Source organism: Trichocoleus desertorum ATA4-8-CV12, from assembly GCA_019358975.1.
Lineage (GTDB): Bacteria > Cyanobacteriota > Cyanobacteriia > FACHB-46 > FACHB-46 > Trichocoleus > Trichocoleus desertorum_A.
On record JAHHIL010000060.1, the window covers coordinates 23634 to 30317 of the forward strand.

A 6684-nucleotide genomic window follows, 5' to 3' on the forward strand; every position below is an offset into this window, starting at 1 on the left:
CTAGGAGATCTAGCAAGTGGCAAATAGTAATTTGACGGTACTATTCAACCAACGGCCAAATGGCTTACCAGATATAAATTGTTTTCGTGTAACAGAAGGCTCTATTCCTGAAGTAAGAGAAGGTGAGCTACTCCTGCGTACCCTCTACTTATCAATAGATCCAGTGCTTCTCAACCGTCTCAAGGGCGTCCCATCCTATGGTGCATTCCAACCGAATGAGCTAATCTCCTGGGTTGGTCTCGGTCAGGTGATTGCATCAAGACATCCTGATTATGGGGTCGGTGATATTGTCGAGAGCATGATGGGATGGCAGCAATTTACATCAGTGACAGCACTTAATGTTTTTCGGAAGATCGATCCAACACTGAGTCCAGTGTCCCATGCCCTTGGGATTCTAGGAGTTTCAGGCATGACCGGGTACTTTGGTTTGCTGGAGACAGGGTATCCTCAGGCTGGCGAAACTGTCGTTGTCTCCGCTGCAGCAGGCGCTGTGGGTAGCACAGCAGGCCAGCTCGCTAGGCTCAAAGGTGCTCATGTAGTTGGCATCACTAGCTCACCAGAAAAGAAACGCTACCTCCTCGATGAACTAGGCTTCGATGCTGCAGTCTCCTACAAGTCTGACCGCTTTGCTGCGGAATTAGCGGAAGCTTGCCCAAATGGCATTGCCCTCTACTTCGACAATGTAGGCGGAGCGGTGACTGATGTAGTAATGGATAACATGAAAGATTTTGGGCGCATTGCGCTTTGCGGTCAAGTAGCAACCTACCACGAGAGTGACGGTGGCTGGCGTGGTAATCTCCTACCTATTGTCATGCACAGCCTGCGGCTCCAAGGCTTCAACACATCAAAGTATGCCGACCGATATCCTGAAGCTATCAAAGAGTTGAGCAACTGGATAGCGGATGGGAAGATTAAGGTAAGGGAGACAGTAGCACAAGGGTTGGAGAGCGCACCTAAAGCCTTCGTAGGCATTTTCAATAGTCAGAATGTTGGTAAGCAATTGGTGAAGGTTTCAGATCCAGCTTGAGGTCTTGTATTGCAAAACTGATACTGGTCTGATAAATGTTTGGACCTTGCCCACTGGCCATCTGAGCATCTGCGTGCATGAACCCCAATTTCTCGAGCTCTCACCCCCCGCTACTCGTTCTCCCAAGTGTTTGCCATTCAAGGGTTCTACTTGAACTAACTGAAAAATGCAATTTTTATCGTGGCACCCAAAACTGCACCAAGACGTGTGGGTTAATGCTTAGTTCCGCCAACCAAATGAGAAAACAAGAGTAAATCGCGAGCTGGAAGAAATGACAACTATCGGGGGCTCTTCCGAGCTTTTGGTGAAGCCGAGAAAATGATTGCTGCCTTACGTTGAGCTTGCCGTTATGCAATCATAATAAAGCGCTTAGCGAGTAGATCTAAGCTAGCCCTGTACATCTGTCCAGCAGCTTCAATTTGTTATTCAGGCCTTCGACAGACAGGGCCGTTGCTAAACTCTGTCATGAGGCTCGCTTTGACCGCAGCATAGTTGAAGCGAGATAAAATATTGAAAGCCGAAACCGAATTGCGGCAGAGCAAATACTTGAACAACCTGAGTGAGCAAGACCATCCGAACATCAAACGAATTGTCAAACCAACGATGGGATTTCAATCATTTAACACAGCAAGAAGAACGTTGCATGGGATAGAGGCAATGGCTATGCTTCGCAAAGGACAAGTGAAAGATATCAATCAAGGGAATAGTGTATCTCAAGTAAGATTCATCAATGAACTTTTCGGAGTGATGGCTTAAAGCAATATGAACGGGACCAGTTCGTTTGTCCCTTTAGAATCTTTGCGACAGAACCACAGCAATGATTTAAGTGGCTTTAGATATGAGCATCTTGAATTTTCCTCGCCTGCATTTCCAGGGATATGCCCGCACCCACGCTCCTACAGGACACAAAAACGGAGCTGTGGATCTGAGCACTAACACTGTATACCTGAATGGCGATCGCGTAGCCTGTTCAAAGGACTCTCGCTTGGACCATCGCTGTTCTGTATCCGAATATCACGAATCCCTCTACCGTACTGGACCTCGCTTTAACGCCGAAGGGCAATGGGATGAGCAGGGGCCGTTCAGTATGGCGATGGGCTGGGATTTTGGTGGCAACGGTCACTTCGCGATCGAGGCCAAAATCGTCAGCACTCAACGCCAACCTTTCGAGGTAGACCAAAGCGACCCAGTGGTGGGACGCAGCGTGGATATGTGGGGGCACTACAACGAATATTTGGGCACTACCTTCAATCGTGCCCGTATCTTTGACTGTGATCCAGCATCCAACTGGACAACCACAATCATGGTAGGGCAACTCACTTTTGGCCGACTCGGTGCTTCCCATGAGGTACCAAATATGCTTTCGGCTCCTGTTGAGGGTATGCAACCCGCTCGGTGGCAAGACTTTAATCACATTCATGAATTACCCGAACATTGCCTCAACAGGGAGTTTCAACGTGCGGCTGTCTATCAATTCACAGTCGCCAAAGCGGCCCAAGATTTGCTGTGGGGCGAAGAGTCCGCACTCTCCCCAACAGTATCCTTATTACGCGAGGCGATGAATCGGGATGATGTGTTGGGGCTGGTTGTGCAATTCGGTTTGAGTAACATGTCAGCTCCAGTGCAACCCGACTCACCCAGTTTTTGGCAGCTGCACGGAACTATTGGATTGTGGCGTCAAGGCGAGATGCGTACTTATCCCCACGGTCGCTTGCTGACCTCCAGACGGCATCCTGGAAGGGATATCTCTCCCTCCTCTCCTCGCCGTGTCCCACAGGGCATTGAAGAGACTGCACCCAGGGCGCTATCTAACCTTACCGTTCAGGTTACTCACCAAGGTGTCAGCCTGAACATGGTGACAGCAGTACCGTGTGTAGGGCGTGCTATTGAATCAGGGCCAGGTCCGACCCATGCCATTGGCTCCAAACTTGATCTGGGTGAGTTGGAATTACGGACAGTCAACAGCCAAGGGTTGGTGGCGCGAATTCCTAGGGAGGTTTATCAGTGGGAGGCACATCAACTCACCAGTGGAATTGTAGACGTACCCTTGGCAGAAGCCTTTGAAGCCTTATGTGATGAAATTCAACAGCAAGGTCTGTGTCTTGTAGGGACACAACCTGACGGACAACGGCGAGTGCTGCTTCAGGAAGCAGAGATTAATCTGCAAGTTGATGATGCTTGCCTGTTCTTGGAATTCCCTGACGAAAATCACAGTGAGGACTACGCGGTTGAGTTAGAGGTGCGGTCCTTTGTCCGAGGGCATCCCCAACCAGTGAATGCTGTCTACCTGCGCCAGTTTTACAATCCTAGAGGCTTGCCGCAACTATGCTATGAGTTTGAGCGCAACCAAACCAATACAGGTCAAACTTTCCACTTTCCCCGCAGTTCTGAACTGGACATGGTGAATTTCAAACCAGGTAAACGCGAGGAAGTGGGCGAATATGCCCCCACCTGTGAAATAGCAACTGACGAGCTAGGATGTGGCTTTTTTACCCTACGTGGTGTTCGCTCAGGAACCGCACGGGTGCTGCTATCGCCTCGACCTGACGAACTGCCCTGTGACCCAAACCATCCCCACGAGGCCATTACCGCCTACGATAACGACGATTTGCTTGGCTTCTGGTCTGGTGCTGGCTCCTTCGCCGTCAGGGTGCTCACCGATGACTGGCACTTGTTGCAGGAAGTTGAGGAGGAAGCAGTTGATTTCAACTGCATTTATGAGCATATCCTGGCTTTCTATGAGCAAGCATTTTCCTTCATGAAGGCAGAGGTTTTCAGTCTAGGCGATCGCTGCAAAGTAGAAACCTATGCCCGCTTGATGTGGCAGATGTGCGATCCACGCAACAAAAACAAGACATATTACATGCCCCCGACTAGAGATATGTCAGAACCCAAGGCAATGCTGCTGCGTCAGTTTCTGCGTAACCAGCAACAAGTAGGCTACGTCCCTAATGAGAAACCAGTACCAAAGCGCACTCAGCGTACGCTCCTAACTCGCGAGGAATTAGTAAGTGCTCTCAAACAGGCCGCAGAGCTGGAGGTGGCAGTTATGCTGCAATACATCTTTGCCGCTTACTCCATCCCCAACTACTCCACGGGTGAGGAATATGTGCGGCGTGGTTTATGGACACCAGAGCAACTACGCCTAGCCTGTGGCGACGGCAAGGAAGCACGCGACTATGGGATGCGGGGAGTTTTACTAGAGGTTTCCCACGAGGAAATGATCCACTTCCTGATGGTCAACAACATTCTAATGGCGATCGGCGAACCGTTCTACCCAGCGGTACCCAACTTTAGCGAGATGAATCGGCACTTCCCCATCGACGTAGACTTCGCCCTGGAACCTTTGAACGCCACAACCGTACAGCGATTCATCCGCTTTGAATGGCCCGACTTTTTAGAAGAAGACCTCACCAATGATACGGCCTCAAATGATCCGATCGTAGATCGCCTGCACGGCTATGGCTCCTTGAGTGAGCTGTATCGTCAGATTCGGGAAGCCATCAAGAACATTCCCGATCTGTTCATTGTCAAGCAGGGTTGTGTGGGCGGTGAACATCACTTGTTTCTGCGCGAAGACTTCAACCAAGTTCATCCAGACTATCAGTTGCGAGTTGACGATGTTGAAAGTGCCCTTTTCGCCATCGACTTCATTGTTGAGCAGGGGGAAGGGTGCAATCCGCAGTCATCTAAGTTTGAACAATCTCACTTTCAGCAATTTCAACGCATGGGAGCGGCGATCGCTCAACAGCAGGTTACAGACACCTCCACAGGTCGCCATGTGCCCTGGAACCCAGCTTATCCCGCCTTACGTAACCCGACGCTTCACTATCGAGATTGCAACACAAATGTGGTGACGGTGCCCGAAACTCGTGCCGTGATGCAAATCTTTGACGAGTGCTACTCCATCATGATGCAGTTAATGGTGCAGCATTTTGGCTTGGTACCTACGGGCAGCTTGCGGCGATCGAAGCTGATGAATGCGGCCATTGACGTAATGACAGGCATGATGCGACCGCTGGGCGAACTGCTGATGACTATGCCTTCTGGAAAGCGCGGCAAGACAGCGGGGCCATCCTTCGAGATTGCAACACCCCTATATATCCCGACACCAGAAGTCGCTTGTCAGACGATCGCTCGTCGATTTGAGCGCTTAGCAGCTCAAGCCAAAGAGTGCAAAGCAATTCAGAGCACTGTCTGGGAAATGTTCGAGTTCTATCAGAGGTTCTTTGAAGATCTGGCAAGCAACCCTCAACATCTACTCCGTTAACACTCGTGGAGATTCTGGTTTGCATTGTTTGATGGACAAATAGACAAAGTTTAACTGAGGAGCCATAACAATGTTGCAAGTCGAGATCAGTGAGCCCCAAAAAGCTGCCTCCTTTCCCGAAAAACTGATGCAAATGCTCACCGGGCAGTATATTAGCCAAGCTATTCATGTGGTAGCAAAACTTGGCATTGCTGATTTGGTCAAAGACGGCGCAAAAAGTGTTGATGAACTAGCAAAGCACACAGAGGTTGATGCTCAATACTTGTATAGATTATTGCGAGCTTTAGCCAGTCATGACATATTTTTTGAAGTAGAGAAATACTGCTTTGAAATCACACCATTAGCTAAATATCTGCAATCCGATTTTCCGGGATCGATCCGTTATATAGCTATTTTGGAAGGTGAGGAATGGCTGTGGCAATCTTGGGGAAATCTATTCAATGCGGTCAAAACAGGTACTCCTGGATTTGATCATAAATTTGGAATGCAAGTGATTGAGTATTTACAGCAGAATTCTCAATTTAGCCAGACATTCAAAGCAGCGCTAAAGACGTATTCTACAATTATCAATGATGCAGTCCTAGATATTTATGACTTTTCTTCCACGTCTAAACTAGTTGATGTGGGGGGTGGAGCGGGAACTTTGCTACTGGATATCCTGAAGGCAAATCCCGCAATCACAGGTGTTCTCTTCGACTTACCCCCTGTGATTGAACGAGCCAAGGAAGGAAATCACTTTCCAGCGGAATTAATTGGTCGCTACGAAATGGTAGGTGGAGATTTTTTTGCATCAGTTCCAGAGGATGGAAGCGTGTATATTCTCAAACAAATTATTCACAATTGGGGTGATGAACACGCCATCCAAATTCTTAAAAGTTGCTATCGAGCAATGCCAATGGATGCCAAGCTACTGGTCATCGATCCGATTATTTCTTCCCAAGAACCATCTTTTGCGACATTCTTAGACCTACAGCTATTGATTACCCATTCCGGTGCCCGCATCCGCATAGCCAGTGAGTTTCAAGAACTGTTTACTAAAGCGGGCTTTCAGTTGACTAACATTATCCCCACGCGATCGCCTTGCAGTATTGTTGAAGGCTTTAAAGGTCGGGAAGTTGTAGATCAGTAACGCAACTCAATGCAAAAGTTGAAACAATCATGAAAGTTGAAATAGTTGAGCAGTCCTATAGCTTGAGCTCCCAACAGATAACAGCGTCTTTGTTAGATCAACATCAGCTGGAGGAGTATAGACGTAGATTTCCTGCTTGACTGACAAAACTAAAAAGCTGGAAAGTGTTTCAGGACAATAAATTCACGATTAAAGCACTGATCCTGTTGTCGTTGAGAAGCGATCGCAGGCTGCGGGTCTGGGGCACTCGATAGAAAC

Annotated in this window: 4 protein-coding genes; all 4 read left to right on the forward strand. The window is 48.6% G+C overall.

Annotation, left to right across the window (positions count from 1 at the left end; genetic code table 11):
• Window positions 1–16 precede the first annotated feature (16 nt).
• The 4 genes from KME12_24850 (at window position 17) to KME12_24865 (ending at window position 6426) form a co-directional block, all read left to right on the forward strand.
• Window positions 17–1027: an NADP-dependent oxidoreductase gene (locus tag KME12_24850; protein MBW4491004.1), complete on the forward strand. Its 1011-nt coding sequence runs from the start codon at window positions 17–19 to the stop codon at window positions 1025–1027.
• A gap of 510 nt (window positions 1028–1537) precedes the next feature.
• Window positions 1538–1783, forward strand: a complete 246-nt coding sequence (locus tag KME12_24855) for a DDE-type integrase/transposase/recombinase (protein ID MBW4491005.1) — start codon at window positions 1538–1540, stop codon at window positions 1781–1783.
• Between the two features lie 82 nt (window positions 1784–1865).
• Window positions 1866–5297, forward strand: a complete 3432-nt coding sequence (locus KME12_24860; GenBank protein MBW4491006.1) for an isovaleryl-CoA dehydrogenase — start codon at window positions 1866–1868, stop codon at window positions 5295–5297.
• Window positions 5298–5367: 70 nt separating this feature from the next.
• The gene (locus KME12_24865) at window positions 5368–6426 is read left to right on the forward strand and encodes a methyltransferase (protein ID MBW4491007.1); all 1059 of its coding nucleotides are present in this window, start codon (window positions 5368–5370) and stop codon (window positions 6424–6426) included.
• Window positions 6427–6684: the final 258 nt, after the last annotated feature.